We start from the raw sequence: 25968 nt of genomic DNA, 5'->3' as shown, positions 1-25968 counted from the left end.
ACCGCTGTACTTCGAGAAAGAGAGCCGATCATGGCGAAGCTGTCCACCGACGAGCTGCTCGACGCGTTCAAGGACCTGACGCTCATCGAGCTGTCCGAGTTCGTCAAGAAGTTCGAGGAGACCTTCGAGGTCACCGCCGCCGCCCCCGTCGCCGTGGCCGCTGCCGGCCCCGCCGCCGGTGGTGCCCCCGCCGAGGCCGAGGCCGAGAAGGACGAGTTCAACGTCGTCCTCGACGCCGCCGGCGACAAGAAGATCCAGGTCATCAAGGTCGTGCGCGAGCTCGTCTCGGGCCTGGGCCTGAAGGAGGCCAAGGACCTCGTCGAGTCGGCCCCGAAGCCGATCCTCGAGGGTGTCGCCAAGGACGCGGCCGAGGCCGCCAAGGCGAAGCTCGAGGAGGCCGGCGCGAAGGTCAGCCTGAGCTGACGTCGCACCAGCACCACGTCCGAAGGGCGGCACCGGAGCTCCGGTGCCGCCCTTCGGCGTCGCAGGGGCGGGTCGGGCCGCGCTCAGGCCTTCGCGGCGCGGTCGCGCAGCTCGCGGCGCAGCAGCTTGCCCGAGGCCGTCTTCGGGATCTCGTCGAGGATCTCCACCAGGCGCGGGTACTTGTAGGCCGCCATTCGGCCCTTCGCGAAGGCGATGAGCTCCTCCGGGGTCACCTCGTGCCCGGGACGCAGGCTCACGAACGCCTTGACCGTCTCGCCCCGGTAGGTGTCGGGGACGCCGACGACGGCCGCCTCCCGGACCGCCTCGTGCTCGTACAGGACGTCCTCGACCTCACGGGGCCACACCTTGTAGCCCCCGGCGTTGATCTGGTCCTTCTTGCGGTCGACGATGTAGAACCAGCCCTGGGCGTCCATGTAGCCGACGTCGCCGGTGTGCAGCTCCCCGCCCGGGAACGCCGTGGCCGTCTCCTCCGGCTTGCCCCAGTAGCCCGCGACGACCTGCGGCCCGCTGATCGCGATCTCGCCGATCTCGCCGACGGGCAGCTCCTGCCCGTCGTCGCCGACGATGCGCGCGACCGTGTCGAACCACGGCAGCCCGACCGACAGGGCGCCCGAGGCCTCGTCGACAGGTGCGGCGGCCCCCCTGGGCACGGCGTGGGTGGGGGAGGTGGTCTCGGTGAGGCCGTAGATGTTGTGCACGTACCGGCCGAACTGCCGCTCGAACGCCTCGACCGTCGACGGCGGGATCGGGGCCCCGCCCGACCACAGCTTCGTCATCGACGAGAAGTCCTCGGCGGTGGCGCCCTCGGTGTTCATCAGCGCGATGAACACCGTGATCGACGCGACGGTGAACGTCGGGCGGTGCTCCCGGATGGCGTCGAGCGCGACGCCGGGCTCGAAGCGGTGGAACAGCACCAGCGGGGCCCGGGTGAGCATCGCGAGCGCGATGTCGGCGACGAGGCCGGTGATGTGGAACAGCGGGGCGACGCCGTAGATGACGTCGTCCGGGCCGATCGAGCACCACTGCCGGAACGCGTCGGCGTTGAAGGCCATGTTCCCGTGGCCGTTCATGGCGCCCTTCGGCGGACCGGTCGTGCCGGAGGTGTAGGTGAGCATCGCGGTGTCACCCGGGGCGGGGGTGACCGGCGGGGGAGTGGCGCCGCGGAAGCGGTCGAGGAGCTCGGCCATGTCCACGACGGTCACCCCGTCGGGCGCCGTCTGCTCCTTGGCGGGGATGCGCTCGACGCCCGCGAAGAGCCGGGGATCGTTGCGGGACTGGTACTCCAGCTCCGACGTCGTGACGACGGTGTGCACCGGCGTGCCGCCGACGACCGACGCGGCCACGTCGCGGTAGAGCGACTCCAGCGTCAGCAGCACGGTCGACCCGGAGTCGTTGAGCAGCAGCTCGACCTCGCGTTCGCGGTTCATCGGGTTGACCGAGACCGCGATGCCGCCGGCCTTCCAGACGGCGACGAGCCCGATGACGAACTGCGGCACGTTCTGCAGGTACAGCGCGACGCGGCCGCCGGGCTCCAGGCCGGCGTCGAGCAGGGCGGCCGCGAGGGCGTCGGACAGGCCGTCGACGTCGCGGCGGGTGAGGGAGCCGTCGAAGTAGTGGATGGCGACGCCGTCGGGGTCCTCGTCGACGCCCGCGCGGAACATCGAGAGTGCGTCGGTGAACCGCGGGCTGATCGTCGCCGGCTGCCCCGCCTCGTAGTTCGACGTCCACGGTCTGTCGGCGTACGCGCCCATCGGTCTCCTTCGCGCTGTGCGGCGACCTCCGTGTCGCCGTCCGGGACGCCGTGATGCAGGTGCATCGAGCCGGCGCGGCCCGATCGTCAGCCGCCCCACGGACGGTGTCAAGCCGCCCGGGACCATGCAGGAGCGCACGTCGGTGCCGCCCTCTCCCGGGTGCAACCCCACGGCTGCCGACGCGCACCGCGACGACCACGAGGTTGCCGACGACAGGCTGTGCGCAACCCTGTGGTCCTGTGCGCGGCCGGGGGCGACCATGAGGTTGCGGACGACGGGCAGGGCCGGTGCGGATGCACGGAGCAGCGCCCGGTGCCTGTGCCGCCGGTGCCCTGCGGCTGCGCTGTGCCGCCGGTGCCTGTGCCGCCGCGCCCCTTACCCGGCCGATGGCCCGGCGGCCGTCGCGGAGCGTGACGACAGCGGCAACCGCACCGCCCGTCGCATCGACGAACGCCCGCCGGGGGTCCGCGACGGCTCCGCCGGGCGGTCGACGGGCCACCGCGAGGGGTTGTCCAGCGGGTATCGGTGCGCTTCGGCCTACCGCTCGACCGGGCGAAATACCGGTCGTCCGGCGAAAGGGACCACTTACCGACGGGTAGAGCCTTGACTCGGTGCGCCTGCCAGGTCACTCTTAGGTCTCGATGGTTCCCTAGCTGCGAAGCTCGGATACCCATCTCGACAGCGGCTGCATTTGCAGCTAGACTGCCTCTTTGCGCTGCCTCCGCCCAGGTGACGTGTGCGCGCTGTCGAGAGCTCCCCATCAGGGACGGTTCCGGCCGCGGACTCGGAACCTGGTCAGAGGTGTCGCGTCGACAACAGACGGCGTCCATCGATCCTCGACCAAGCCCGACGATCGCCTGCCCGGAGCGGGACGACCAGACGGTAGCGCCTGAGGGCCGGTGTACGCCAGACGAGAGCGTAGTTCTCGGAAGGACGCATCTTGGCTGTCTCCCGCGCCACCGTGACCACTGCGACCCCCGGCTCCGCCGTCTCGGCCAACCCGAGCTTCCCGGGAGCGCCGACCCGGGTGTCGTTCGCGAAGATCCGCGAACCGCTCGAGGTGCCCGACCTCCTCGATCTCCAGATCCAGTCCTTCGAGTGGCTGGTCGGCAGCGAGGCCTGGTTCCAGCGTCGCATCGACGCCGGTGACGACAACCCCGTCGGTGGTCTCGAAGAGATCCTGGCGGAGATCTCCCCCATCGAGGACTTCTCCGGGTCCATGTCCCTGTCCTTCTCGGACCCGCGCTTCGACGAGGTCAAGGCCTCCGTCGAGGAGTGCCGGGACAAGGACATGACCTACGGCGCCCCGCTGTTCGTCACGGCGGAGTTCACCAACAACACCACCGGCGAGATCAAGAGCCAGACGGTGTTCATGGGCGACTTCCCCGTGATGACCGACAAGGGCACGTTCATCATCAACGGCACCGAGCGCGTCGTCGTGTCGCAGCTCGTCCGTTCGCCCGGCGTGTACTTCGACCACGCGATCGACAAGACGACCGAGAAGGACGTCTACTCGGTCAAGATCATCCCCAGCCGCGGCGCGTGGCTGGAGTTCGACGTCGACAAGCGCGACACCGTCGGCGTGCGCATCGACCGCAAGCGCCGGCAGCCGGTCACGGTGCTGCTCAAGGCGCTCGGCTGGACCAACGAGCAGATCTCGGAGCGCTTCGGCTTCTCCGAGACGATCATGGCCACGCTGGAGAAGGACCACACCGCGGGTCAGGACGAGGCGCTGCTCGACATCTACCGCAAGCTGCGCCCGGGCGAGCCGCCCACCCGGGAGAGCGCGCAGACGCTGCTGGAGAACCTGTTCTTCAAGGACAAGCGCTACGACCTCGCCAAGGTCGGCCGCTACAAGGCCAACAAGAAGCTGGGCCTGGCCATCGACAACTCGGTCGGCACGCTGACCGAGGAGGACATCGCCACCACCATCGAGTACCTCGTCCGGCTGCACGCCGGTGAGACGTCGATGGCGGGCGGCGGCAACGGCACGGCCGGCATCCCCGGCGAGGTCGTCCCCGTCGAGACCGACGACATCGACCACTTCGGCAACCGGCGCCTGCGCACCGTCGGCGAGCTCATCCAGAACCAGGTCCGCGTGGGCCTGTCCCGGATGGAGCGCGTCGTCCGCGAGCGGATGACGACGCAGGACGTCGAAGCCATCACGCCGCAGACCCTGATCAACATTCGGCCCGTCGTGGCCGCGATCAAGGAGTTCTTCGGCACGTCGCAGCTGTCGCAGTTCATGGACCAGCACAACCCGCTGGCCGGTCTGACCCACAAGCGGCGGCTGTCCGCGCTGGGCCCGGGCGGTCTGTCGCGTGAGCGCGCGGGCTTCGAGGTCCGCGACGTGCACCCGTCGCACTACGGCCGCATGTGCCCGATCGAGACCCCTGAGGGCCCGAACATCGGCCTGATCGGCTCGCTGTCGACGTTCGCGCAGGTCAACCCGTTCGGCTTCATCCAGACGCCGTACCGCAAGGTCGTCGACGGCGTCGTCACGGAGCAGATCGACTACCTGACCGCCGACGAGGAGGACCGCTTCGTCATCGCGCAGGCCAACGCGCCGCTGAACGACGACGGCTCCTTCACCGAGGACCGCGTCCTGGTGCGCCGCAAGGGCGGCGAGGTCGACCTCATCCCGCCGACGGGCGTCGAGTACATCGACGTCTCGCCGCGGCAGATGGTGTCGGTCGCGACGGCCCTGATCCCGTTCCTCGAGCACGACGACGCGAACCGCGCCCTCATGGGCGCGAACATGCAGCGTCAGTCGGTCCCGCTGCTGCGCAGCGAGGCCCCGCTCGTGGGCACGGGCATGGAGCTGCGCGCCGCGGTCGACGCGGGCGACGTCCTGGTGGCCGAGAAGGCCGGTGTGGTCGAGGAGCTGTGCGCCGACTACATCACCGTCATGGCCGACGAGGGCACCCGCCAGACCTACCGGCTCAACAAGTTCCGCCGCTCGAACCAGGGCACCTGCAACAACCAGAAGCCCATCGTCGACGAGGGGCAGCGGGTCGAGGTCGGCCAGGTGCTGGCCGACGGGCCGTGCACCGAGAACGGCGAGATGGCGCTCGGCAAGAACCTGCTCGTGGCGATCATGCCGTGGGAGGGCCACAACTACGAGGACGCGATCATCCTCTCGCAGCGCCTGGTGCAGGACGACGTGCTGACGTCGATCCACATCGAGGAGCACGAGATCGACGCCCGCGACACCAAGCTGGGCGCCGAGGAGATCACCCGGGACATCCCGAACGTCTCCGAGGAGGTCCTGGCCGACCTCGACGAGCGCGGCATCATCCGGATCGGCGCCGAGGTCCAGCCCGGCGACATCCTGGTCGGCAAGGTCACGCCCAAGGGCGAGACGGAGCTGACCCCGGAGGAGCGCCTGCTCCGCGCGATCTTCGGCGAGAAGGCGCGCGAGGTGCGCGACACCTCGCTGAAGGTCCCGCACGGCGAGAACGGCAAGGTCATCGGCATCCGGGTCTTCTCCCGCGACGACGAGGACGAGCTGGCGCCCGGCGTCAACGAGCTGGTCCGCGTCTACGTGGCGCAGAAGCGCAAGATCCAGGACGGCGACAAGCTCGCCGGCCGGCACGGCAACAAGGGCGTCATCGGCAAGATCCTGCCCGCCGAGGACATGCCCTTCCTGCCTGACGGCACGCCGGTCGACATCATCCTCAACACCCACGGTGTCCCGCGTCGTATGAACATCGGCCAGGTCCTGGAGACCCACCTCGGGTGGATCGCCAAGTCCGGCTGGGAGATCGAGGGCACACCCGAGTGGGCGTCGAAGATGCCCGAGGAGCTCTACTCCGTCGCGCCGAACACGAACACGGCCACGCCCGTGTTCGACGGTGCCAAGGAGCACGAGATCACCGGTCTGCTGGCCTCGACGCGCCCCAACCGCGACGGCGACCGCATGGTCGGTCCCGACGGCAAGGCCCAGCTGTTCGACGGGCGTTCCGGCGAGCCGTACCCGTTCCCGGTCGCGGTGGGCTACATGTACATCCTGAAGCTCGCGCACCTGGTCGACGACAAGATCCACGCGCGCTCGACGGGCCCGTACTCGATGATCACCCAGCAGCCGCTCGGCGGTAAGGCCCAGTTCGGTGGCCAGCGCTTCGGTGAGATGGAGTGCTGGGCGATGCAGGCGTACGGCGCTGCCTACACCCTGCAGGAGCTGCTCACCATCAAGTCCGACGACGTGGTGGGCCGGGTCAAGGTCTACGAGGCGATCGTCAAGGGGGAGAACATCCCCGAGCCGGGCATTCCGGAGTCGTTCAAGGTGCTCCTCAAGGAGCTCCAGTCGCTGTGCCTGAACGTCGAGGTGCTCTCCAGCGACGGTGCGGCGATCGAGATGCGCGACTCCGACGACGAGGACCTGGAGCGGGCCGCGGCGAACCTGGGCATCAACCTGTCCAGCCGCCCGGGGTCGGACTCCATCACCGTCGACGACGTCGTCAACTGACCTGCCCAGAGCCGAGTAACGAAGGAACAGAGGACTCACATAGTGCTCGACGTCAACTTCTTCGACGAGCTGCGCATCGGCCTGGCCACCGCCGAGGACATCCGCCAGTGGTCGCACGGCGAGGTCAAGAAGCCGGAGACCATCAACTACCGCACCCTGAAGCCGGAGAAGGACGGGCTCTTCTGCGAGAAGATCTTCGGTCCGACCCGCGACTGGGAGTGCTACTGCGGCAAGTACAAGCGCGTCCGCTTCAAGGGCATCATCTGTGAGCGTTGCGGCGTCGAGGTCACTCGCGCCAAGGTGCGTCGTGAGCGGATGGGCCACATCGAGCTGGCCGCGCCGGTCACGCACATCTGGTACTTCAAGGGCGTCCCGAGCCGGCTGGGCTACCTGCTCGACCTGGCTCCCAAGGACCTCGAGAAGATCATCTACTTCGCCGCGTACGTGATCACCTCGGTGAACACGGAGCTGCGCCACCAGGACCTCTCGACGCTCGAGAACGAGATGACCGTCGAGCGCAAGAAGGTCGAGCAGCGCCGCGACACCGACCTGGAGGCCCGCGCCCAGAAGCTCGAGGCCGATCTGGCCGAGCTCGAGGCCGAGGGCGCCAAGAGCGACGTCCGCCGCAAGGTCAAGGAGGGTGGCGAGCGCGAGATGCGCCAGCTCCGCGACCGGGCGCAGCGCGAGCTCGACCGGCTCGACGAGATCTGGACGACGTTCACCAAGCTCGACGTCCAGCAGCTGATCGCGGACGAGGGGCTCTACCGCGAGCTCTACGACCGCTACGGCGACTACTTCACCGGCTCCATGGGTGCCGAGGCGATCCAGAAGCTGCTGGAGACCTTCGACATCGAGGCCGAGGCCGAGAACCTGCGCGAGACGATCCGCTCGGGCAAGGGGCAGAAGAAGCTGCGCGCCCTCAAGCGGCTCAAGGTCGTCGCCGCGTTCCAGTCCACCGGCAACTCGCCGATGGGCATGGTGCTCGACTGCGTCCCGGTCATCCCGCCGGACCTGCGCCCGATGGTGCAGCTCGACGGTGGCCGCTTCGCCACGTCCGACCTGAACGACCTGTACCGCCGCGTCATCAACCGCAACAACCGCCTCAAGCGACTGATCGACCTCGGCGCGCCCGAGATCATCGTCAACAACGAGAAGCGGATGCTGCAGGAGGCCGTCGACGCGCTGTTCGACAACGGCCGTCGCGGCCGGCCGGTGACCGGTCCGGGCAACCGCCCGCTCAAGTCGCTGTCCGACCTGCTCAAGGGCAAGCAGGGCCGGTTCCGCCAGAACCTGCTCGGCAAGCGCGTCGACTACTCGGGCCGTTCGGTCATCGTCGTCGGCCCGCAGCTGAAGCTGCACCAGTGCGGCCTGCCCAAGCAGATGGCGCTGGAGCTGTTCAAGCCGTTCGTGATGAAGCGCCTGGTCGACCTCAACCACGCGCAGAACATCAAGTCCGCCAAGCGGATGGTCGAGCGCGGCCGCTCGCAGGTGTGGGACGTGCTCGAGGAGGTCATCTCCGAGCACCCCGTGCTGCTCAACCGCGCACCGACGCTGCACCGCCTCGGCATCCAGGCCTTCGAGCCGCAGCTGGTGGAGGGCAAGGCCATCCAGCTGCACCCGCTGGTCTGCGAGGCGTTCAACGCGGACTTCGACGGTGACCAGATGGCGGTGCACCTGCCGCTGTCGGCCGAGGCGCAGTCCGAGGCCCGGGTGCTGATGCTCTCGAGCAACAACATCCTCTCGCCCGCGTCGGGCCGGCCGCTGGCCATGCCGCGTCTGGACATGGTCACGGGGCTGTTCCACCTGACCCGCGAGCGCCCCGGCGCGACCGGCGACGGCAACATCTACGGCTCGGTCGCCGAGGCGATCATGGCCTACGACCGCAAGGTCCTCCACCTGCAGGCGCCGATCAAGATCCGGCTCCCCGGGGTGACGCCGGTCGCCGGCGTCGAGCTCGAGGACGGCGAGGTCTGGCTGGCGGAGACGACGCTGGGCCGTGTGCTGTTCAACGAGCTTCTCCCGGCCGGGTACCCGTTCGTCAACGAGCCGCTGCCCAAGAAGCGTCAGGCCGCGATCATCAACGACCTGGCCGAGCGGTACTCGATGACCGAGGTCGCGCAGTGCCTCGACCGCCTCAAGGACGCCGGCTTCTACTGGGCCACCCGGTCCGGCGTCACGATGGCGATCGACGACGTCGTGGTCCCGCCGAACAAGCAGGAGATCCTCGACGGCTACGAGGCCAAGGCCGACCAGGTCAACAAGCGCTACCAGCGTGGTGCACTCAGCCACCAGGAGCGCAACGACGAGATGGTCAAGATCTGGACCCAGGCGTCCGAAGAGGTCGCCAAGGCCATGGAGGACAACTTCCCCGAGGACAACCCGATCCCCACGATCGTGAAGTCCGGGGCGGCGGGCAACATGACCCAGGTCCGGCAGCTCGCCGGTATGCGTGGTCTGGTCGCCAACCCCAAGGGTGAGTACATCCCCCGCCCGATCAAGGCCAACTTCCGTGAGGGCCTGTCGGTGCTGGAGTACTTCATCTCCACCCACGGCACCCGCAAGGGTCTGGCGGACACCGCGCTGCGGACCGCCGACTCCGGCTACCTGACCCGTCGTCTGGTCGACGTGTCGCAGGACGTCATCGTCCGCGAGATCGACTGCGGCACCTCGCGCTCGGTCGCCATGGCCGTCACCGAGGAGACCAGCGACGGCCGCCTCATCCCGCACCGCTACATCCGCACGTCGGTGTACGCGCGCTGCTCGGCGGAGGAGGTCGTCGGTCCCGACGGCGAGGTCATCGTCGCCAAGGGTGGCGACCTGGGCGACCCGGCGCTCGACGCCCTCGTGGCGGCAGGTGTCCGGCAGATCAAGGTGCGCAGCGCCCTGACCTGCGAGTCCGCCACGGGCATCTGCGCGATGTGCTACGGCCGCTCGATGGCCACCGGCAAGCTGGTCGACGTCGGCGAGGCCGTCGGCATCGTCGCCGCGCAGTCGATCGGTGAGCCCGGTACGCAGCTGACGATGCGTACGTTCCACCAGGGTGGCGTCGCGGGCGACGACATCACGACCGGTCTGCCCCGTGTCACCGAGCTCTTCGAGGCCCGGGTCCCCAAGGGCAAGGCGCCGATCGCCGACGTCGACGGCCGCATCCGCATCGAGGACGGCGACCGCTTCTGGAAGATCACCCTCACCCCGGACGACGGCGGCGAGGAGATCGTCTACGAGAAGCTGTCCAAGCGGCAGTGGCTGGCGATGACCACGGTCGACGGCCAGGAGCGTCCGCTGGCCGACGGCGACCACGTCCAGGTGGGCCAGCTGCTCCTCGAGGGCACGGCCGACCCGCACGAGGTGCTGCGTGTCATGGGCCCGCGCGAGGTGCAGCTGCACCTGGTGCGTGAGGTGCAGAAGGTGTACCGCACGCAGAGCGTGGACATCCACGACAAGCACATCGAGGTCATCGTCCGGCAGATGCTGCGCCGGGTGACGATCATCGACTCGGGTGCCACGGAGTTCCTGCCGGGTGCGCTCGCCGAGCGCGGCGAGTTCGAGTCGGAGAACCGTCGGGTGGTCGCCGAGGGCAACGAGCCGGCCTCCGGCCGCCCGGTGCTCATGGGGATCACCAAGGCCTCGCTGGCGACGGAGTCGTGGCTGTCCGCGGCCTCGTTCCAGGAGACCACCCGCATCCTCACCGATGCCGCGATCAACGGAAAGCGCGACAAGCTCGTCGGGCTCAAGGAGAACGTGATCATCGGCAAGCTGATCCCGGCCGGTACGGGCATCGGCCGGTACCGCAACATCCAGGTCCAGCCGACGGAGGAGGCCCGCGCGGCCGCCTACGCGCTGCCGAACTACGACGACGGCTACTACAGCCCCGACGTGTTCGGCACGGGGACCGGTGCCGCGGTGCCGCTGGACGACTACGACTTCGGGCGCGACTACCGGTAGGTGTCGCGACGGGGCCCGCGACGGCGGGCCCCGGCCGAGGACGGTCCCGGACGGGGCCGGGCACTGCTCTCCCGTGGCGGTGTCCGGCCCCGTTCGGCGTTCCACGGCCCGGATCCGAGGGCCGGCAGGCACGTCGTTCAGTGCCGACGCGGACGGGCAGTGGCCGCTCTCACGTCCGGGAGCCGGGACGACGGTGCCGGACCCGGCGCCGGCAGGCGCGGGACGAGGCGGGGAATTCTCGCGGAACGGCGCGCGTTGATCCTGCTGGAGCAGGGTGAGAAGTGCGACGAGCGGGCGGTCGCGAGCGGCGAGCGGGTGAGTCGGCTTGCGGGTACGACGCCGTTCGGGCACGCTGCGGGGACCGACCGTCGCCGACAGCGGACCCGTTTTGACCCTCTCGACAAGGGCCGGGTACTCTGTTGTCTTGCGCTCGACCATGGTCGGGTAGCTCCGTGTGTCCGTCGTTCCGGCGCGCCGGCCCCCAGAGGTACGTCTCAGGGTCTGGCAGTGCAGGTCGGCCAAGACCACGGCCGCTCGGACTCCCGTCAGGGTTTCCCCGCCCTGGAGCGGGGCTCGCCGAGCGCGACACGCCCGACCTCGGGATACAGGAACCTCAGGGTCCCTCGTGCCCCGAACAGCACGAGCAAGTTCAGCCGAGCACGCCGACGGGAAGAAGCACACGGTCCATGCCCACGATCCAGCAGCTGGTCCGCAAGGGCCGCCAGGACAAGGTCGCCAAGACCAAGACCGCCGCGCTCAAGGGCAGCCCCCAGCGCCGCGGGGTCTGCACGCGCGTGTACACGACGACCCCCAAGAAGCCGAACTCCGCGCTGCGCAAGGTCGCCCGCGTCCGCCTGTCCAGCCTGATCGAGGTCACGGCCTACATCCCGGGTGAGGGCCACAACCTTCAGGAGCACAGCATCGTGCTCGTGCGTGGCGGCCGTGTGAAGGACCTGCCCGGCGTCCGCTACAAGATCGTCCGCGGTTCGCTCGACACGCAGGGCGTCAAGAACCGCAAGCAGGCCCGCAGCCGCTACGGCGCGAAGAAGGAGAAGAGCTGATGCCCCGCAAGGGCCCCGCACCGAAGCGGCCGTTGGTCTCCGACCCCGTGTACAGCTCGCCGCTGGTCACCCAGCTGGTGAACAAGGTCCTCAAGGACGGCAAGCGTTCCCTCGCCGAGCGCATCGTCTACGCCGCGCTCGAGGGCACCCGGGAGAAGACCGGCACCGATCCCGTCGTCACGCTGAAGCGGGCGCTGGACAACGTGAAGCCGGCCCTCGAGGTCCGCAGCCGCCGTGTCGGTGGCGCGACCTACCAGGTCCCGGTCGAGGTCCGCGCCACCCGGCAGACGACGCTGGGCCTGCGCTGGCTGGTGTCCTACGCCGGGCAGCGCCGCGAGAAGACCATGGTCGAGCGACTCATGAACGAGCTCCTCGACGCGAGCAACGGCCTCGGCGCCAGCGTCAAGCGGCGCGAGGACATGCACAAGATGGCGGAGTCCAACAAGGCCTTCGCCCACTACCGCTGGTGACGGGCCCGATCGTCCGCGCCAACCGCTGAGGGAGAGAGCTGACAGTGGCACGGGACGTGCTGACGGACCTGGGCAAGGTCCGAAACATCGGCATCATGGCGCACATCGATGCCGGCAAGACCACCACCACCGAGCGGATCCTGTTCTACACCGGGATCAACTACAAGATCGGTGAGGTCCACGACGGCGCGGCCACGATGGACTGGATGGAGGAGGAGCAGAAGCGCGGCATCACGATCACGTCCGCCGCGACGACCTGCTTCTGGAAGGACCACCAGATCAACCTGATCGACACCCCCGGGCACGTCGACTTCACCGTCGAGGTGGAGCGCAACCTGCGGGTGCTCGACGGGGCCGTGGCGGTCTTCGACGGCAAGGAGGGGGTCGAGCCGCAGTCCGAGCAGGTCTGGCGGCAGGCCACCAAGTACGACGTCCCCCGCATCTGCTTCGTCAACAAGATGGACAAGCTGGGCGCGGACTTCTACTTCACCGTCGGCACGATCCAGGACCGGCTCGGCGCCAAGCCGCTGCCGATCCAGCTGCCCATCGGCTCGGAGAACGACTTCATCGGCGTCATCGACCTTGTCGAGATGCGTGCCCTCACCTGGCGCGGCGAGGTCCAGAAGGGCGAGGACTACGCGGTCGAGGAGATCCCGGCCGACCTGCAGGAGCGCGCGGAGGAGTACCGCACCGCGCTCGTCGAGGCCGTCGCCGAGACCGACGACGACCTGATGGAGGCCTACCTCGGCGGCGAGGAGTTCACCACCGAGCAGATCAAGCACGGCATCCGCCGGATCGTCAACCAGCGCAGCGCCTACCCGGTGCTGTGCGGGTCGGCGTTCAAGAACAAGGGTGTCCAGCCCCTGCTCGACGCGGTGATCGACTACCTGCCGTCCCCGATCGACCTCCCGCCGGTCGAGGGCACGCTGCCCGACGGCGAGACCGCGGCCAGCCGCAAGCCGGAGAAGGACGAGCCGTTCTCGGCGCTGGCCTTCAAGATCGCCGCGCACCCGTTCTTCGGCAAGCTGACCTACATCCGGGTCTACTCGGGTCGGGTCGCCGCGGGCGCCCAGGTCGTGAACTCGACCAAGGACCGCAAGGAGCGCATCGGGAAGATCTTCCAGATGCACGCCAACAAGGAGAACCCGGTCGACGAGGCCCTTGTCGGCCACATCTACGCGGTCATCGGGCTCAAGGACACCACCACCGGTGACACCCTGAGCGACCCGCAGGCCCCGATCGTGCTCGAGTCGATGACGTTCCCGGACCCGGTCATCCAGGTCGCCGTGGAGCCGAAGACGAAGGCCGACCAGGAGAAGCTGTCGACGGCGATCCAGAAGCTCGCCGAGGAGGACCCGACGTTCCAGGTCTCCCTCGACGACGAGACGGGTCAGACCATCCTCGCCGGCATGGGTGAGCTGCACCTCGAGGTGCTGGTCAACCGCATGAAGAGCGAGTTCAAGGTCGAGGCCAACATCGGCAAGCCGCAGGTCGCCTACCGCGAGACGATCCGCCGGACGGTCGACAAGTACGAGTACACGCACAAGAAGCAGACCGGTGGCTCGGGCCAGTTCGCCCGCGTCATCATCAAGCTCGAGCCGCTCGACACGGCCGACGGTGCGCTGTACGAGTTCGAGAACAAGGTCACCGGTGGTCGCGTGCCGCGGGAGTACATCCCGTCCGTGGACGCCGGCGCCCAGGACGCCATGCAGTACGGCGTGCTGGCGGGCTACCCGCTGACCGGCATCAAGGTGACGCTGCTCGACGGTCAGTACCACGAGGTCGACTCGTCCGAGATGGCGTTCAAGGTGGCAGGCTCGATGGCGCTCAAGGAGGCGGCCCGCAAGGCCGACCCGGCCATTCTCGAGCCGATGATGGCCGTCGAGGTCACGACGCCCGAGGACTACATGGGCGACGTGATCGGCGACCTGAACTCCCGCCGTGGCCAGATCCAGGCCATGGAGGAGCGGGCGGGCGCCCGGATCGTCAAGGCGCTGGTCCCGCTGTCGGAGATGTTCGGCTACGTCGGCGACCTGCGGTCGCGGACCCAGGGCCGGGCCAACTACACGATGGTCTTCGACTCCTACGCGGAGGTTCCGACCAACGTGGCCAAGGAGATCATCGCGAAGGCGACGGGCGAGTAAGAGGCATCGGCCGCGGACCTGTAAGGTCCGCGGCCCGGTGGCTCGTCACCCGTCACCACCCGGCGCCGGACCCCGGCTCCACCACCCAAGACCTGCCGTCAGCACGGCGGACACAAGGAACTCAGTCCAGGAGGACACTGCAGTGGCGAAGGCGAAGTTCGAGCGGACCAAGCCGCACGTCAACATCGGCACGATCGGTCACATCGACCACGGCAAGACCACGCTGACGGCGGCCATCACCAAGGTTCTGCACGACAAGTACCCGGACCTCAACGAGGCCTCGGCGTTCGAGAACATCGACAAGGCTCCCGAGGAGCGTCAGCGCGGCATCACGATCTCGATCGCGCACGTCGAGTACCAGACCGAGAAGCGGCACTACGCGCACGTCGACTGCCCCGGTCACGCCGACTACATCAAGAACATGATCACGGGTGCGGCGCAGATGGACGGCGCCATCCTCGTGGTCGCGGCGACCGACGGCCCGATGCCGCAGACGCGTGAGCACGTGCTGCTCGCCCGCCAGGTCGGCGTGCCCTACATCGTGGTCGCGCTGAACAAGGCCGACATGGTCGACGACGAGGAGATCCTCGAGCTCGTCGAGCTGGAGGTCCGCGAGCTGCTGTCGTCGCAGGAGTACCCGGGCGACGACCTGCCGATCGTGCGCGTCTCGGCCCTCAAGGCCCTCGAGGGCGACGCCGAGTGGGGCGCCAAGCTCCTCGAGCTGATGGACGCCGTCGACGAGGCCATCCCGGAGCCCGAGCGCGACACCGACAAGCCGTTCCTCATGCCGATCGAGGACGTCTTCACGATCACCGGTCGCGGCACGGTCGTCACCGGCCGTATCGAGCGCGGCATCGTCAAGGTCAACGAGACCGTCGAGATCGTCGGCATCCGCGAGAAGTCGACCTCGACCACCGTCACCGGTGTCGAGATGTTCCGCAAACTGCTCGACGAGGGCCGCGCGGGTGAGAACGTCGGTCTGCTGCTCCGCGGCATCAAGCGCGAGGACGTCGAGCGCGGCCAGGTCGTCGTGAAGCCCGGCTCGATCACCCCGCACACCGAGTTCGAGGGCCAGGTCTACATCCTGTCCAAGGACGAGGGCGGCCGGCACACGCCGTTCTTCAACAACTACCGCCCGCAGTTCTACTTCCGTACCACGGACGTGACGGGCGTCGTGACCCTGCCGTCGGGCACCGAGATGGTCATGCCCGGCGACAACACCACCATGAGCGTCGCGCTGATCCAGCCGATCGCCATGGAGGAGGGCCTGCAGTTCGCCATCCGCGAGGGTGGTCGGACCGTCGGTGCCGGCCAGGTCACCAAGATCAACAAGTAAGTACCCCCGGTCGAGGGCGCCGCACCGCGGTGTGGCATCCTTGACGGGTTGCGCGTCGACCGCGGCGCGCGGGACTCATCTCCCGCGCGCCGCGTTCAATGCCAGCCCCCGAGCAGCACTTCGAGCATCCCCCGGTGGGGTGCACGTGACCCGGGGACCAGTCTGCAGGACGAGCGCGACACGCCCGACCTCGTGGACCGGAGCCCACGGAGTGAGACCTGAACAGAGCGCGAGCCCGAGGAACGAGCGGTGGCCCATGGCCGCCGGAGGGCGAGAGCGGGTGAGGGGCTCCTCGCGGGCGCGACCCGGTGAACCGTGAAGCAGCGGTAGGAAGAAGAGGACGACCGAGGACATGGCGGGACAGAAGATCCGCATCAGGCTCAAGGCCTACGACCACGAGGCCATCGACGCGTCCGCTCGAAAGATCGTCGAGACGGTGACGCGCACCGGTGCCCGGGTCGTCGGGCCGGTGCCGCTGCCGACCGAGAAGAACGTGTACTGCGTCATCCGCTCGCCGCACAAGTACAAGGACTCGCGCGAGCACTTCGAGATGCGCACCCACAAGCGGCTGATCGACATCCTCGACCCGACGCCGAAGACGGTCGACGCGCTCATGCGCATCGACCTGCCGGCGAGCGTCGACGTGAACATCCAGTAGGGCTGACCAGGCGATGACTGACAGGCAGATCACCGGGATCCTGGGCAAGAAGCTCGGGATGACCCAGGTATTCGACGAGAACAACCGGGTCGTCCCGGTCACCGTGGTCCAGGCCGGACCCAATGTCGTGACCCAGATCCGGTCCCAGGAGACCGACGGCTACGTCGCCGTCCAGCTGGCCTTCGGCGCGGTCGACCCGCGCCGGGTGAACAAGCCCGAGACGGGCCACTTCGCCAAGGCCGGCGTCACGCCGCGGCGCTACACCGTCGAGCTGCGCACCACCGACGCGGGCGAGTACTCCCTCGGTCAGGAGATCACCGCCGAGGTGTTCGAGCCCGGTGCCGTTGTCGACGTCGTCGGCACCAGCAAGGGCAAGGGCTACGCCGGTGTCATGAAGCGGCACAACTTCAAGGGCCTCGGCGCCAGCCACGGCACCCAGCGCAAGCACCGCTCGCCGGGTTCCATCGGCGGCTGCGCGACCCCGGGCCGCGTCTTCAAGGGCCTGCGCATGGCCGGTCGCATGGGTTCGGTGCGGGTCACCACGCAGAACCTCACCGTCCACCGCGTCGACGCCGAGCGCGGCCTGCTGCTGATCAAGGGCGCCGTGCCCGGTCCGCGCGGCGCCCTGGTCGTCGTCAAGACGGCCGCGAAGGGTGGTGCGAAGTAATGAGCTCCGTCGACGTCAAGAACGCCGCGGGCGAGAAGGACGGCAGCGTCGAGCTGCCCGGCCACGTCTTCGACGTGACCGCGAACATCCCGCTGATGCACCAGGTCGTCGTGGCCCAGCAGGCCGCGGCCCGCCAGGGCACGCACGACACCAAGACCCGCGGCGAGGTCCGCGGCGGTGGCCGCAAGCCCTACCGCCAGAAGGGCACCGGCCGCGCCCGCCAGGGCTCGGTCCGCGCGCCGCAGTTCACCGGTGGTGGCGTCGTGCACGGCCCCACGCCGCGCGACTACTCGCAGCGCACCCCGAAGAAGATGAAGGCCGCCGCCCTGCGTGGCGCCCTCTCCGACCGAGCCCGTGGCGGTCGCGTGCACGTCGTGTCGACCATCGTCACCGGCGACACCCCCTCGACGAAGGCCGCGCGCCAGGCGCTCGAGGCCGTCGTCGGCGCCGAGGCGCGGGTGCTCGCGGTCGTCGACCGCGACGACTCGGTGAACCTGCTGAGCCTGCGCAACCTGCCGCAGGTGCACCTGATCGCGCCCGACCAGCTCAACACCTACGACGTGCTGGTCAACGACGACGTGCTGTTCACGTCGGCGGCGCTCGAGGCCTTCCTCGCCGGCCCCGTCGCGGCCGCGCCGTCGAAGCGCCGCGCCGCGAAGGTCGGCCTGCTCAAGGCCGACGCCGCGGGCAGCGCCCCGGCACCGCACGGTCCCGGCAGCCACGCGCCGCTCGACGACGTGTCGGTCGCCCCCGAGGGCTTCCCGATCAAGGGCAACGAGGACTCGAAGCTGTACCACGTGCCGGGCTCCGCCTTCTACGACCGCACGGTCGCCGAGGTGTGGTTCGCCACGGAGGCGGACGCGGAGGCCGCGGGCTTCGCCCTGCCGGCGTCGCAGCGCAAGGTCGCTGAGGAGGAGAGCAAGTGATCGCGGATCCGCGCGACATCCTGCTCGCGCCGGTGGTGTCGGAGAAGAGCTACGGGCTGCTCGACGAGCGCCAGTACACCTTCGTCGTCCGCCCGGACGCGAACAAGACCCAGATCAAGATCGCCGTGGAGAAGGTGTTCGGGGTCAAGGTGCTCAGCGTCAACACGCTGAACCGCCCGGGCAAGCGCAAGCGCTCCCGCACCGGCTACGGCAAGCGCAAGGACACCAAGCGCGCGATCGTCACGCTGTCCGAGGACAGCAAGGCGATCGACGTGTTCGGCGGCCGGGCGAGCTGAGGGAGCGAGCAGACCCATGGGTATCCGCAAGTACAAGCCGACCACTCCCGGGCGCCGCGGCTCGAGTGTCTCCGACTTCGCCGAGATCACGCGTTCCACACCGGAGAAGTCGCTGCTGCGTCCGCTGCACAACAAGGGCGGCCGCAACGCACACGGCAAGGTGACCACGCGCCACCAGGGTGGCGGTCACAAGCGTGCGTACCGGCTGATCGACTTCCGGCGCAACGACAAGGACGGCATCCCGGCCAAGGTCGCGCACATCGAGTACGACCCGAACCGCACGTCGCGCATCGCGCTGCTGCACTACGCCGACGGCGAGAAGCGCTACATCATCGCGCCGGCGCGGCTCAAGCAGGGCGACAAGGTCGAGGCCGGTCCGAAGGCCGACATCAAGGTCGGCAACAACCTGCCGCTGCGCAACATCCCGACCGGCACCGTGGTGCACGCGATCGAGCTCCGCCCCGGCGGCGGCGCGAAGATCGCCCGCTCCGCGGGGTCGAGCGTCCAGCTGGTCGCGAAGGACGGGCCCTACGCGCAGCTGCGCATGCCGTCCGGCGAGATCCGCAACGTCGACGTCCGCTGCCGCGCGACGATCGGCGAGGTGGGCAACAGCGAGCACGCCAACATCAACTGGGGCAAGGCAGGCCGCATGCGGTGGAAGGGCAAGCGCCCGACCGTCCGCGGTGTCGCCATGAACCCGGTCGACCACCCGCACGGTGGTGGTGAGGGCAAGACCTCCGGTGGTCGCCACCCGGTCAACCCCAACGGCAAGCCCGAGGGGCGTACCCGCCGCACCAAGCCGTCCGACAAGTTGATCGTCCGCCGGCGTCGTACCGGCAAGAAGCGCTGAGCAGGGAGGTAAAGACATGCCGCGCAGCCTGAAGAAGGGCCCGTTCGTGGACGACCACCTGCTCAAGAAGGTGGACGCGCTCAACGAGTCGGGCAAGAAGACCGTCATCCGGACCTGGTCCCGCCGGTCCACCATCATCCCCGACATGATCGGCCACACGATCGCGGTGCACGACGGCCGCAAGCACGTGCCGGTGTTCGTGTCGGACGCGATGGTCGGCCACAAGCTGGGGGAGTTCGCGCCCACGCGGACCTTCCGGGGCCACATCAAGGACGACCGCAAGGCGCGCAGGCGCTGAGCGGACACGAGTAGCAGCCAGGAGAGGGTGGAAACACATGGCTGACACCAGCCAGGACACCGCCGGCGCCGCGCTCGAGCCCGCTCGCGCGTTCGCCAGGGCACGGTTCGTCCGCATGTCGCCGACCAAGGTGCGGCGCGTGGTCGAGCTCATCAAGGGGCGTCCGGTCGCCGAGGCTCTCAGCGTCCTGCGGTTCTCGCCGCAGGCCGCCGCGGAGCCGGTGGCCAAGGTCGTGGCGAGCGCCGCGGCGAACGCCGAGAACAACTTCGACATGGACCCCGACACCCTCGTGGTGGCCGTGGCCTACGTCGACGAGGGCCCGACGCTCAAGCGCATCCGGCCGCGCGCGCAGGGTCGCGCCTACCGGATCCGCAAGCGCACGAGCCACATCACCATCGAGGTCGAGTCCCGGCCGGTCGCCAAGGCCGGCGGACGCGGCGGTCGTGGTGCGAAGGGGAGGGCCCGCTGATGGGGCAGAAGATCAACCCGCACGGGTTCCGGCTCGGTATCACCACTGACTGGAAGTCCCGCTGGTACGCGGACAAGCAGTACGCCGAGTACGTCAAGGAGGACGTCGAGATCCGCCGCATGCTCTCCAAGGGCATGGAGCGGGCCGGCATCTCCAAGGTCGAGATCGAGCGCACCCGCGACCGCGTCCGCGTGGACATCCACACCGCGCGTCCCGGCATCGTCATCGGCCGCCGCGGCGCCGAGGCCGACCGCATCCGCGGCGCACTCGAGAAGCTGACCAAGAAGCAGGTCCAGCTCAACATCCTCGAGGTCAAGAACGCGGAGTCCGACGCGCAGCTCGTCGCGCAGGGCGTCGCCGAGCAGCTGTCCAACCGGGTCGCGTTCCGGCGGGCGATGCGCAAGGCCATCCAGTCGGCCATGCGCAGCCCGCAGGTCAAGGGCATCCGCGTGCAGTGCTCGGGCCGCCTCGGCGGTGCGGAGATGTCGCGCTCGGAGTTCTACCGCGAGGGTCGCGTCCCGCTGCACACGCTGCGCGCGGACATCGACTACGGCCTGTTCGAGGCCCGTACGACCTTCGGCCGCATCGGCGTGAAGGTCTGGATCTACAAGGGTGACGTCGTCGGTGGCCGCCGTGAGGGCGTTCCCGCCGCCGCCGAGCCGGGCCGCGGCCCGCGCCGCGAGCGTCCCGCCCGCCGCCGTTCCGGTGCCTCGGGCACCACGGCGACGAGCACCGACGCCGGGCGCGCCGCCGCCGAGCAGGCCGGTGGCTCCGTGGCCACCACCGACGCCCCCAGCACCGGTGGGGAGTCCTGAGTCATGCTGATCCCGCGCAAGGTGAAGCACCGCAAGCAGCACCGGCCGCACCGGACCGGAGCCTCGACGGGCGGCACCCGGGTCACCTTCGGTGACTACGGCATCCAGGCCCTCGAGCCGGCCTACGTGACGAACCGGCAGATCGAGTCCGCGCGTATCGCCATCAACCGGCACATCCGTCGTGGCGGCAAGGTGTGGATCAACGTCTTCCCGGACCGGCCGCTGACCAAGAAGCCCGCCGAGACCCGCATGGGTTCCGGCAAGGGCTCGCCCGAGAAGTGGGTGACCAACGTGAAGCCCGGCCGGGTGCTCTTCGAGATGAGCTTCCCGAACGAGCAGACCGCTCGGGAGGCGCTGCGTCGCGCCATCCACAAGCTGCCGATGAAGTGCCGGATCGTGACCCGCGAGGGTGGTGACATCTGATGGCCTCCGCGGGTACCACCGCTGCCGAGCTGCGCGAGCTGACCGACGAGGAGCTCGTCCTGCGCGTCAAGGAGTCCAAGGAGGAGCTGTTCAACCTCCGCTTCCAGATGGCGACCGGGCAGCTGGACAACAACCGGCGGCTGCGGACCGTCCGCCACGACATCGCGCGCATCTACACGGTGATGCGCGAGCGTGAGCTGGGCCTGTCCGCCGCCCCGACCGACAACGAGGGCGCGGCATGAGCGACAACACGCGCGGGGAGCGGAAGGTCCGCGAGGGACTCGTCGTGTCCGACAAGATGGACAAGACGATCGTCGTCTCGCTCGAGGACCGCGTGAAGCACCCGCTGTACGGCAAGGTCATCCGGCGGACCAGCAAGGTCAAGGCGCACGACGAGGCCAACACGGCCGGCGTCGGCGACCGCGTCCGCCTGATGGAGACCCGACCGCTGTCGGCGACGAAGCGCTGGCGCCTGGTCGAGATCCTGGAGAAGGCGAAGTGATCCAGCAGGAGTCGCGGCTGCGCGTCGCCGACAACACCGGTGCCAAGGAGATCCTGTGCATCCGGGTGCTGGGCGGCTCGGCGCGTCGCTACGCGGGGATCGGCGACATCATCGTCGCGACCGTGAAGGAAGCGATCCCGGGCGCCGGCGTGAAGCGCGGTGACGTCGTCAAGGCCGTCGTCGTGCGCACGGTCAAGGAGAAGCGTCGGCCGGACGGCAGCTACATCCGGTTCGACGAGAACGCCGCCGTCCTGATCAAGGCCGACGGTGAGCCGCGGGGGACCCGCATCTTCGGCCCGGTCGGTCGCGAGCTTCGCGACAAGCGGTTCATGAAGATCATCTCCCTCGCGCCGGAGGTGTTGTAGGGATGAAGGTCAAGAAGGGCGACACGGTTCTCGTCATCGCCGGCAAGGACAAGGGCGCCAAGGGCAAGGTCATCCAGGCCTACCCCGACCGCGACCGCGTCCTCGTCGAGGGCGTGAACCGGATCAAGAAGCACACCCGCATCAGCCAGAACCAGCGGGGCGCGCAGTCCGGCGGCATCGTCACGCAGGAGGCCGCCATCCACGTCTCGAACGTGATGGTCGTCGACTCGGACGGCAAGCCGACGCGCGTCGGCAAGAAGGTCGTCGAGACCGAGGACGGCAAGACCAAGCGCGTCCGGATCTCCCGTCGTTCCGGGAAGGAGATCTGACATGACCACCGCCGAGAAGGTGGCGCCGCGCCTCAAGCAGCGCTACGTCGACGAGATCAAGGGTGAGCTGCGCGAGCAGTTCTCCTACGGCAACGTCATGCAGATCCCGGGCGTGGTGAAGGTCGTCGTCAACATGGGTGTCGGCGACGCCGCCCGCGACGCGAAGCTGATCGACGGCGCCGTCCGCGACCTGGCCACCATCACCGGCCAGCGCCCGCAGGTCCGCCGAGCCACCAAGTCCATCGCGCAGTTCAAGCTGCGTGAGGGCATGCCGATCGGCGCCAAGGTCACCCTGCGGGGCGACCGGATGTGGGAGTTCCTGGACCGGCTGCTGACGATCGCCCTGCCGCGTATCCGCGACTTCCGCGGCCTGTCGGCCACGCAGTTCGACGGCCGGGGCAACTACACGTTCGGTCTCACGGAGCAGACGATGTTCCACGAGATCGACCCCGACACGATCGACCGGCAGCGCGGCATGGACATCACGGTCGTGACGACGGCGACCACCGACGAGGAAGGCCGGGCGCTGCTGCGCAAGCTCGGCTTCCCCTTCAAGGAGAGCTGACCCGCCATGGCCAAGAAGGCATTGGTGATCAAGGCCGCCAGGACCCCGAAGTTCAAGGTCCGCGGCTACACGCGCTGCCAGAAGTGCGGCCGCCCGCGTGCGGTCCTGCGCAAGTTCGGGCTGTGCCGCGTCTGCGTGCGCCAGATGGCGCACGCGGGCGAGCTGCCCGGTGTGAGCAAGTCCAGCTGGTAAGAGCCAGCTGCTTTTCCTGATCGCCACAGGCCCCCGACGGAGTCCAGTTCTCCGGCCAGGGGGAACCAGGGCGGGAAAGTAGTGACGTCACCATGACGATGACCGATCCGATCGCAGACATGCTGACCCGTCTGCGCAACGCGAACTCGGCCTACCACGACCGCGTCGTGATGCCCCACTCCAAGCTGAAGGTCGCCATCGCGGAGATCCTTCAGAAGGAGGGCTACATCGCCTCGCACCACACCGAGGACGCCGAGGTCGGCAAGTCCCTCGTGATCGAGCTCAAGTACGGCCGCAACCGGGAGCGCAGCATCGCCGGTGTGCGCCGGGTCTCCAAGCCCGGCCTGCGGGTCTACGCGAAGTCCAGCAACCTGCCGCGGGTCCTGGGTGGCCTCGGCGTCGCGATCATCTCGACGTCGAAGGGCCTCCTCACGGACCGCCAGGCCAACCGGGACGGCGTGGGCGGGGAAGTCCTCGCCTACGTCTGGTGAGAAGGGAGAAGTAACGATGTCGCGCATCGGGAAACTGCCGATCACCGTTCCGGCGGGCGTCGACGTGGCCATCGAGGGCCGCACCGTCACGGTCAAGGGTCCCAAGGGCACCCTGTCGCACACCGTCATCGAGCCGATCACCGTCGAGCGCGGTGACGACGGCACGGTGCTGGTGAAGCGCCCTGACGACGAGCGCCGCAGCAAGGCCTACCACGGCCTGTCGCGCACGCTGGTCAACAACCTCGTCGTCGGCGTCACCGCCGGCTACGAGAAGAAGCTCGAGATCGTCGGCGTCGGTTACCGCGTCGCGCTCAAGGGTTCGAACCTGGAGTTCGCGCTGGGCTTCAGCCACCCGGTCGTCGTCACGCCGCCCGAGGGCATCACGTTCGCCGTCGAGTCGCCGACCAAGTTCTCTGTCTCGGGCATCGACAAGCAGCTCGTGGGCGAGACCGCCGCCAACATCCGCAAGATCCGCAAGCCCGAGCCCTACAAGGGCAAGGGCGTGCGGTACGCGGGCGAGGTCGTCCGCCGCAAGGTCGGAAAGACGGGTAAGTGATGGCCCAGACAGCATCGACTCAGACCTCGACGTCGGCCAACGCCAAGAAGCGTGCCGCCTCGAACATCTCGAGCACCCGCCGGGTGGCGCGGACGCGCCGGCACGCGCGGCTGCGCAAGAAGATCGCCGGCACGCCGGCCCGTCCGCGGCTGGCCGTCAAGCGCAGCTCGCGGCACGTGTTCGTGCAGCTGATCGACGACCTGGCCGGCCACACGCTGGCGGCCGCGTCGACCCTCGAGGCCGACGTCGCGTCGGTCGAGGGCGACAAGAAGGCCAAGGCCGCCAAGGTCGGCGAGCTGATCGCGGCCCGCGCCAAGTCGGCGGGCATCGACGCGGTCGTCTTCGACCACGGCGGCAACGGCTACCACGGCCGGATCGCGGCACTGGCCGACGCCGCCCGCGAGGGCGGGCTGGAGTTCTGATGACCGCGAAGTTCATCCACAGTAGTGAAGGGAACGTCTGATGCCGGGACGTACGCGGCGTGACGGCGGAGGCCCCGGTGGCGGCAGCGGCGACAACCGCGACCGCCGGGACCGCCGCGACGGAGGCCGTGGCGGGGCGGCCCAGGACAAGACCCCGTACATCGAGCGACTGGTCACGATCAACCGCGTGGCCAAGGTCGTCAAGGGTGGTCGGCGCTTCAGCTTCACCGCGCTGATGATCGTCGGCGACGGCGACGGCCTCGTGGGCGTCGGCTACGGCAAGGCCAAGGAGGTCCCGGCCGCGATCGCCAAGGGTGTCGAGGAGGCGAAGAAGAACTTCTTCCGCGTCCCGCGCATCGGCGGCACGATCGTGCACCGGGTCCAGGGCGAGGCGGCGGCGGGCGTGGTCATGCTGCGCCCGGCCAGCCCCGGTACCGGTGTCATCGCCGGTGGCCCCGTCCGCGCGGTCCTGGAGTGCGCCGGTATCCACGACATCCTGTCGAAGTCGCTCGGCAGCGACAACGCGATCAACGTCGTCCACGCGACCATCGCGGCGCTCAAGCAGATCCAGCGTCCGGAGGAGGTCGCGGCCCGCCGCGGCCTGCCGCTGGAGGACGTCGCACCGGCGTCCATGCTGCGTGCTCGCGCCGAGGCCGCCGCGGCTGCGAGGGCGTGAGCGACATGGCATCGACGGAACAGCAGGGCAAGAAGCTGAAGGTCACGCAGGTCCGCAGTGCCATCGGGCGCAAGCAGAACCAGCGCGAGACCCTGAAGTCCCTCGGGCTTCGCAAGATCCGTCAGACCGCGGAGTGGGACGACAACCCCCAGGTTCGCGGCATGATCAACACCGTGCGGCACCTCGTGACGGTGGAGGAGGTGAGCTCCTGATGAGCGACACCATCAAGGTCCACCACCTGCGCCCGGCGCCGGGGGCCAAGACCGCCAAGACGCGGGTCGGTCGCGGTGAGGGCAGCAAGGGCAAGACGGCCGGCCGCGGTACCAAGGGCACCAAGGCACGCAAGACCGTCTCGCCGGCCTTCGAGGGTGGGCAGATGCCCCTGCACATGCGGCTGCCCAAGCTGAAGGGCTTCAAGAACCGGTTCCGGGTCGAGTACCAGGTCGTCAACGTCGGCGACCTCGCGGTGCTCTTCCCCGAGGGCGGCGAGGTCGGCCCGGCCGAGCTCGTGGCCGCCGGTGCGGTCCGCCGCAACGAGCTCGTCAAGGTGCTCGGCGACGGCGAGCTCGACGGCGTCGCGCTCACCGTGTCGGCGCACAAGTTCTCCGGCAGCGCCAAGGAGAAGATCGCCGCAGCCGGCGGGTCCACCACCGAGCTGTAGTCCGACCGACGCCGCTCGTTCCCGCTGGTCCCCTCGTCGTACGGGGGCCGGGAACGGGCGGCGTCGTCGCTGTTAGAGTCGCTCGGGTCCGTCGCCGCGGCTCGCGGGCGACGGCAGCGGGCCGGAGAGGCGCCGACACCGTCCGCGGCGGGACACCGTCGCCGCGGGGGCGGCGCCGCCGGACCATC

Annotated in this window: 28 protein-coding genes and 1 pseudogene; 28 read left to right on the top strand and 1 reads right to left on the bottom strand. The window is 69.1% G+C overall.

The window, feature by feature from the left end; all coding sequences use genetic code 11:
* Positions 1–30 precede the first annotated feature (30 nt).
* Positions 31–423 carry a 50S ribosomal protein L7/L12 gene (rplL, locus tag PSED_RS27315; protein ID WP_013677473.1) on the top strand — a complete coding sequence of 131 codons (393 nt, stop codon included), beginning with the start codon at positions 31–33 and terminating at the stop codon, positions 421–423.
* An 83-nt stretch (positions 424–506) separates the two neighbouring features.
* Here rplL and PSED_RS27310 read toward each other — a convergent pair whose 3' ends face one another.
* On the bottom strand, positions 507–2195 hold the full coding sequence (locus PSED_RS27310) for a class I adenylate-forming enzyme family protein (protein WP_013677472.1): 1689 nt from the start codon (positions 2193–2195) through the stop codon (positions 507–509).
* 940 nt (positions 2196–3135) lie between these two features.
* Between PSED_RS27310 and rpoB the strand changes: the two genes are divergently transcribed.
* The 27 genes and pseudogenes from rpoB to rplO all read left to right on the top strand — a co-directional run bounded on the left by rpoB (position 3136) and on the right by rplO (position 25780).
* Positions 3136–6663 carry a DNA-directed RNA polymerase subunit beta gene (gene rpoB, locus PSED_RS27305; protein ID WP_013677471.1) on the top strand — a complete coding sequence of 1176 codons (3528 nt, stop codon included), beginning with the start codon at positions 3136–3138 and terminating at the stop codon, positions 6661–6663.
* 42 nt (positions 6664–6705) lie between these two features.
* Complete coding sequence (locus PSED_RS27300; RefSeq protein ID WP_013677470.1) at positions 6706–10608, top strand: DNA-directed RNA polymerase subunit beta'; 3903 nt, start codon at positions 6706–6708, stop codon at positions 10606–10608.
* Positions 10609–11294: 686 nt separating this feature from the next.
* Positions 11295–11669 (top strand): 30S ribosomal protein S12, encoded by a 375-nt coding sequence (rpsL, locus tag PSED_RS27295; RefSeq protein ID WP_013677469.1) that lies wholly within the window; start codon positions 11295–11297, stop codon positions 11667–11669.
* Positions 11669–12139 carry a 30S ribosomal protein S7 gene (gene rpsG, locus PSED_RS27290; protein WP_013677468.1) on the top strand — a complete coding sequence of 157 codons (471 nt, stop codon included), beginning with the start codon at positions 11669–11671 and terminating at the stop codon, positions 12137–12139. Before rpsL ends, rpsG begins: the two co-directional genes overlap by 1 nt.
* A gap of 44 nt (positions 12140–12183) precedes the next feature.
* Positions 12184–14283, top strand: a complete 2100-nt coding sequence (fusA, locus tag PSED_RS27285) for an elongation factor G (protein ID WP_013677467.1) — start codon at positions 12184–12186, stop codon at positions 14281–14283.
* 142 nt (positions 14284–14425) lie between these two features.
* Entirely contained in the window at positions 14426–15619 is a 1194-nt protein-coding gene (tuf, locus tag PSED_RS27280) for an elongation factor Tu (RefSeq protein ID WP_013677466.1), read from the top strand.
* A gap of 352 nt (positions 15620–15971) precedes the next feature.
* Positions 15972–16277 carry a 30S ribosomal protein S10 gene (rpsJ, locus tag PSED_RS27275; protein WP_003938093.1) on the top strand — a complete coding sequence of 102 codons (306 nt, stop codon included), beginning with the start codon at positions 15972–15974 and terminating at the stop codon, positions 16275–16277.
* Positions 16278–16290: 13 nt separating this feature from the next.
* Positions 16291–16944 (top strand): 50S ribosomal protein L3, encoded by a 654-nt coding sequence (rplC, locus tag PSED_RS27270; protein ID WP_013677465.1) that lies wholly within the window; start codon positions 16291–16293, stop codon positions 16942–16944.
* Positions 16944–17870, top strand: coding sequence for a 50S ribosomal protein L4, sunset domain variant (gene rplD, locus PSED_RS27265; protein ID WP_013677464.1), 927 nt, complete (start codon positions 16944–16946; stop codon positions 17868–17870). The genes rplC and rplD overlap by 1 nt, the downstream gene beginning before the upstream one ends.
* Complete coding sequence (rplW, locus tag PSED_RS27260; RefSeq protein WP_013677463.1) at positions 17867–18166, top strand: 50S ribosomal protein L23; 300 nt, start codon at positions 17867–17869, stop codon at positions 18164–18166. The genes rplD and rplW overlap by 4 nt, the downstream gene beginning before the upstream one ends.
* Before the next feature lie 16 nt (positions 18167–18182).
* On the top strand, positions 18183–19016 hold the full coding sequence (rplB, locus tag PSED_RS27255; RefSeq protein WP_013677462.1) for a 50S ribosomal protein L2: 834 nt from the start codon (positions 18183–18185) through the stop codon (positions 19014–19016).
* A 16-nt stretch (positions 19017–19032) separates the two neighbouring features.
* Positions 19033–19314 (top strand): 30S ribosomal protein S19, encoded by a 282-nt coding sequence (gene rpsS / locus PSED_RS27250; RefSeq protein ID WP_013677461.1) that lies wholly within the window; start codon positions 19033–19035, stop codon positions 19312–19314.
* A 37-nt stretch (positions 19315–19351) separates the two neighbouring features.
* Positions 19352–19783 (top strand): 50S ribosomal protein L22, encoded by a 432-nt coding sequence (gene rplV, locus PSED_RS27245; RefSeq protein WP_013677460.1) that lies wholly within the window; start codon positions 19352–19354, stop codon positions 19781–19783.
* A pseudogene (rpsC, locus tag PSED_RS27240) lies at positions 19783–20693 on the top strand (30S ribosomal protein S3). The gene rplV and the pseudogene rpsC overlap by 1 nt, the downstream one beginning before the upstream one ends.
* Positions 20602–21021, top strand: coding sequence for a 50S ribosomal protein L16 (rplP, locus tag PSED_RS27235; RefSeq protein WP_013677458.1), 420 nt, complete (start codon positions 20602–20604; stop codon positions 21019–21021). The pseudogene rpsC and the gene rplP overlap by 92 nt, the downstream one beginning before the upstream one ends.
* On the top strand, positions 21021–21263 hold the full coding sequence (gene rpmC, locus PSED_RS27230) for a 50S ribosomal protein L29 (RefSeq protein WP_013677457.1): 243 nt from the start codon (positions 21021–21023) through the stop codon (positions 21261–21263). The genes rplP and rpmC overlap by 1 nt, the downstream gene beginning before the upstream one ends.
* Positions 21260–21523, top strand: a complete 264-nt coding sequence (gene rpsQ / locus PSED_RS27225; RefSeq protein ID WP_013677456.1) for a 30S ribosomal protein S17 — start codon at positions 21260–21262, stop codon at positions 21521–21523. Before rpmC ends, rpsQ begins: the two co-directional genes overlap by 4 nt.
* Positions 21520–21888, top strand: coding sequence for a 50S ribosomal protein L14 (gene rplN, locus PSED_RS27220; protein ID WP_013677455.1), 369 nt, complete (start codon positions 21520–21522; stop codon positions 21886–21888). Before rpsQ ends, rplN begins: the two co-directional genes overlap by 4 nt.
* 2 nt (positions 21889–21890) lie before the next feature.
* Entirely contained in the window at positions 21891–22217 is a 327-nt protein-coding gene (rplX, locus tag PSED_RS27215) for a 50S ribosomal protein L24 (RefSeq protein ID WP_013677454.1), read from the top strand.
* Position 22218: 1 nt separating this feature from the next.
* Entirely contained in the window at positions 22219–22782 is a 564-nt protein-coding gene (rplE, locus tag PSED_RS27210; RefSeq protein WP_013677453.1) for a 50S ribosomal protein L5, read from the top strand.
* 6 nt (positions 22783–22788) lie between these two features.
* On the top strand, positions 22789–22974 hold the full coding sequence (locus PSED_RS27205) for a type Z 30S ribosomal protein S14 (protein ID WP_013677452.1): 186 nt from the start codon (positions 22789–22791) through the stop codon (positions 22972–22974).
* A gap of 92 nt (positions 22975–23066) precedes the next feature.
* Positions 23067–23465: a 30S ribosomal protein S8 gene (gene rpsH, locus PSED_RS27200; RefSeq protein ID WP_013677451.1), complete on the top strand. Its 399-nt coding sequence runs from the start codon at positions 23067–23069 to the stop codon at positions 23463–23465.
* 16 nt (positions 23466–23481) lie between these two features.
* Positions 23482–24021, top strand: a complete 540-nt coding sequence (gene rplF / locus PSED_RS27195) for a 50S ribosomal protein L6 (RefSeq protein ID WP_013677450.1) — start codon at positions 23482–23484, stop codon at positions 24019–24021.
* On the top strand, positions 24021–24443 hold the full coding sequence (gene rplR / locus PSED_RS27190; protein ID WP_013677449.1) for a 50S ribosomal protein L18: 423 nt from the start codon (positions 24021–24023) through the stop codon (positions 24441–24443). Before rplF ends, rplR begins: the two co-directional genes overlap by 1 nt.
* 40 nt (positions 24444–24483) lie before the next feature.
* Positions 24484–25119, top strand: coding sequence for a 30S ribosomal protein S5 (gene rpsE / locus PSED_RS27185; protein WP_013677448.1), 636 nt, complete (start codon positions 24484–24486; stop codon positions 25117–25119).
* A 5-nt stretch (positions 25120–25124) separates the two neighbouring features.
* Entirely contained in the window at positions 25125–25331 is a 207-nt protein-coding gene (gene rpmD, locus PSED_RS27180; protein ID WP_013677447.1) for a 50S ribosomal protein L30, read from the top strand.
* Positions 25331–25780 (top strand): 50S ribosomal protein L15, encoded by a 450-nt coding sequence (gene rplO / locus PSED_RS27175; RefSeq protein WP_013677446.1) that lies wholly within the window; start codon positions 25331–25333, stop codon positions 25778–25780. The genes rpmD and rplO overlap by 1 nt, the downstream gene beginning before the upstream one ends.
* The last annotated feature ends 188 nt before the right edge of the window (positions 25781–25968 follow it).

The organism is Pseudonocardia benzenivorans CB1190 (genome assembly GCF_000196675.2).
Classification (GTDB): Bacteria; Actinomycetota; Actinomycetes; order Mycobacteriales; family Pseudonocardiaceae; genus Pseudonocardia; species Pseudonocardia benzenivorans.
The sequence above is the reverse complement of the archived record's forward strand: the minus strand, read 5'-3'. Positions and strand labels throughout refer to the sequence as shown.

Excerpts from the sequence above, each read along its gene's own strand:
- rpsL (WP_013677469.1), top strand. The coding sequence starts at position 11,295 with ATGCCCACGATCCAGCAGCTGGTCCGCAAGGGCCGCCAGGACAAGGTC.
- rplC (WP_013677465.1), top strand. The coding sequence starts at position 16,291 with ATGACTGACAGGCAGATCACCGGGATCCTGGGCAAGAAGCTCGGGATG.
- rpsS (WP_013677461.1), top strand. The coding sequence starts at position 19,033 with ATGCCGCGCAGCCTGAAGAAGGGCCCGTTCGTGGACGACCACCTGCTC.
- rplD (WP_013677464.1), top strand. The coding sequence starts at position 16,944 with ATGAGCTCCGTCGACGTCAAGAACGCCGCGGGCGAGAAGGACGGCAGC.
- rpsJ (WP_003938093.1), top strand. The coding sequence starts at position 15,972 with ATGGCGGGACAGAAGATCCGCATCAGGCTCAAGGCCTACGACCACGAG.
- rpsE (WP_013677448.1), top strand. The coding sequence starts at position 24,484 with ATGCCGGGACGTACGCGGCGTGACGGCGGAGGCCCCGGTGGCGGCAGC.
- PSED_RS27205 (WP_013677452.1), top strand. The coding sequence starts at position 22,789 with ATGGCCAAGAAGGCATTGGTGATCAAGGCCGCCAGGACCCCGAAGTTC.
- rplL (WP_013677473.1), top strand. The coding sequence starts at position 31 with ATGGCGAAGCTGTCCACCGACGAGCTGCTCGACGCGTTCAAGGACCTG.
- PSED_RS27310 (WP_013677472.1), bottom strand. The coding sequence starts at position 2,195 with ATGGGCGCGTACGCCGACAGACCGTGGACGTCGAACTACGAGGCGGGG.
- rpsQ (WP_013677456.1), top strand. The coding sequence starts at position 21,260 with ATGAGCGACAACACGCGCGGGGAGCGGAAGGTCCGCGAGGGACTCGTC.
- rplV (WP_013677460.1), top strand. The coding sequence starts at position 19,352 with ATGGCTGACACCAGCCAGGACACCGCCGGCGCCGCGCTCGAGCCCGCT.
- rplO (WP_013677446.1), top strand. The coding sequence starts at position 25,331 with ATGAGCGACACCATCAAGGTCCACCACCTGCGCCCGGCGCCGGGGGCC.
- rplF (WP_013677450.1), top strand. The coding sequence starts at position 23,482 with ATGTCGCGCATCGGGAAACTGCCGATCACCGTTCCGGCGGGCGTCGAC.
- rplR (WP_013677449.1), top strand. The coding sequence starts at position 24,021 with ATGGCCCAGACAGCATCGACTCAGACCTCGACGTCGGCCAACGCCAAG.
- rplE (WP_013677453.1), top strand. The coding sequence starts at position 22,219 with ATGACCACCGCCGAGAAGGTGGCGCCGCGCCTCAAGCAGCGCTACGTC.
- rpmC (WP_013677457.1), top strand. The coding sequence starts at position 21,021 with ATGGCCTCCGCGGGTACCACCGCTGCCGAGCTGCGCGAGCTGACCGAC.
- rplP (WP_013677458.1), top strand. The coding sequence starts at position 20,602 with ATGCTGATCCCGCGCAAGGTGAAGCACCGCAAGCAGCACCGGCCGCAC.
- rplB (WP_013677462.1), top strand. The coding sequence starts at position 18,183 with ATGGGTATCCGCAAGTACAAGCCGACCACTCCCGGGCGCCGCGGCTCG.
- rpsG (WP_013677468.1), top strand. The coding sequence starts at position 11,669 with ATGCCCCGCAAGGGCCCCGCACCGAAGCGGCCGTTGGTCTCCGACCCC.
- rpmD (WP_013677447.1), top strand. The coding sequence starts at position 25,125 with ATGGCATCGACGGAACAGCAGGGCAAGAAGCTGAAGGTCACGCAGGTC.
- rpsH (WP_013677451.1), top strand. The coding sequence starts at position 23,067 with ATGACGATGACCGATCCGATCGCAGACATGCTGACCCGTCTGCGCAAC.
- rplX (WP_013677454.1), top strand. The coding sequence starts at position 21,891 with ATGAAGGTCAAGAAGGGCGACACGGTTCTCGTCATCGCCGGCAAGGAC.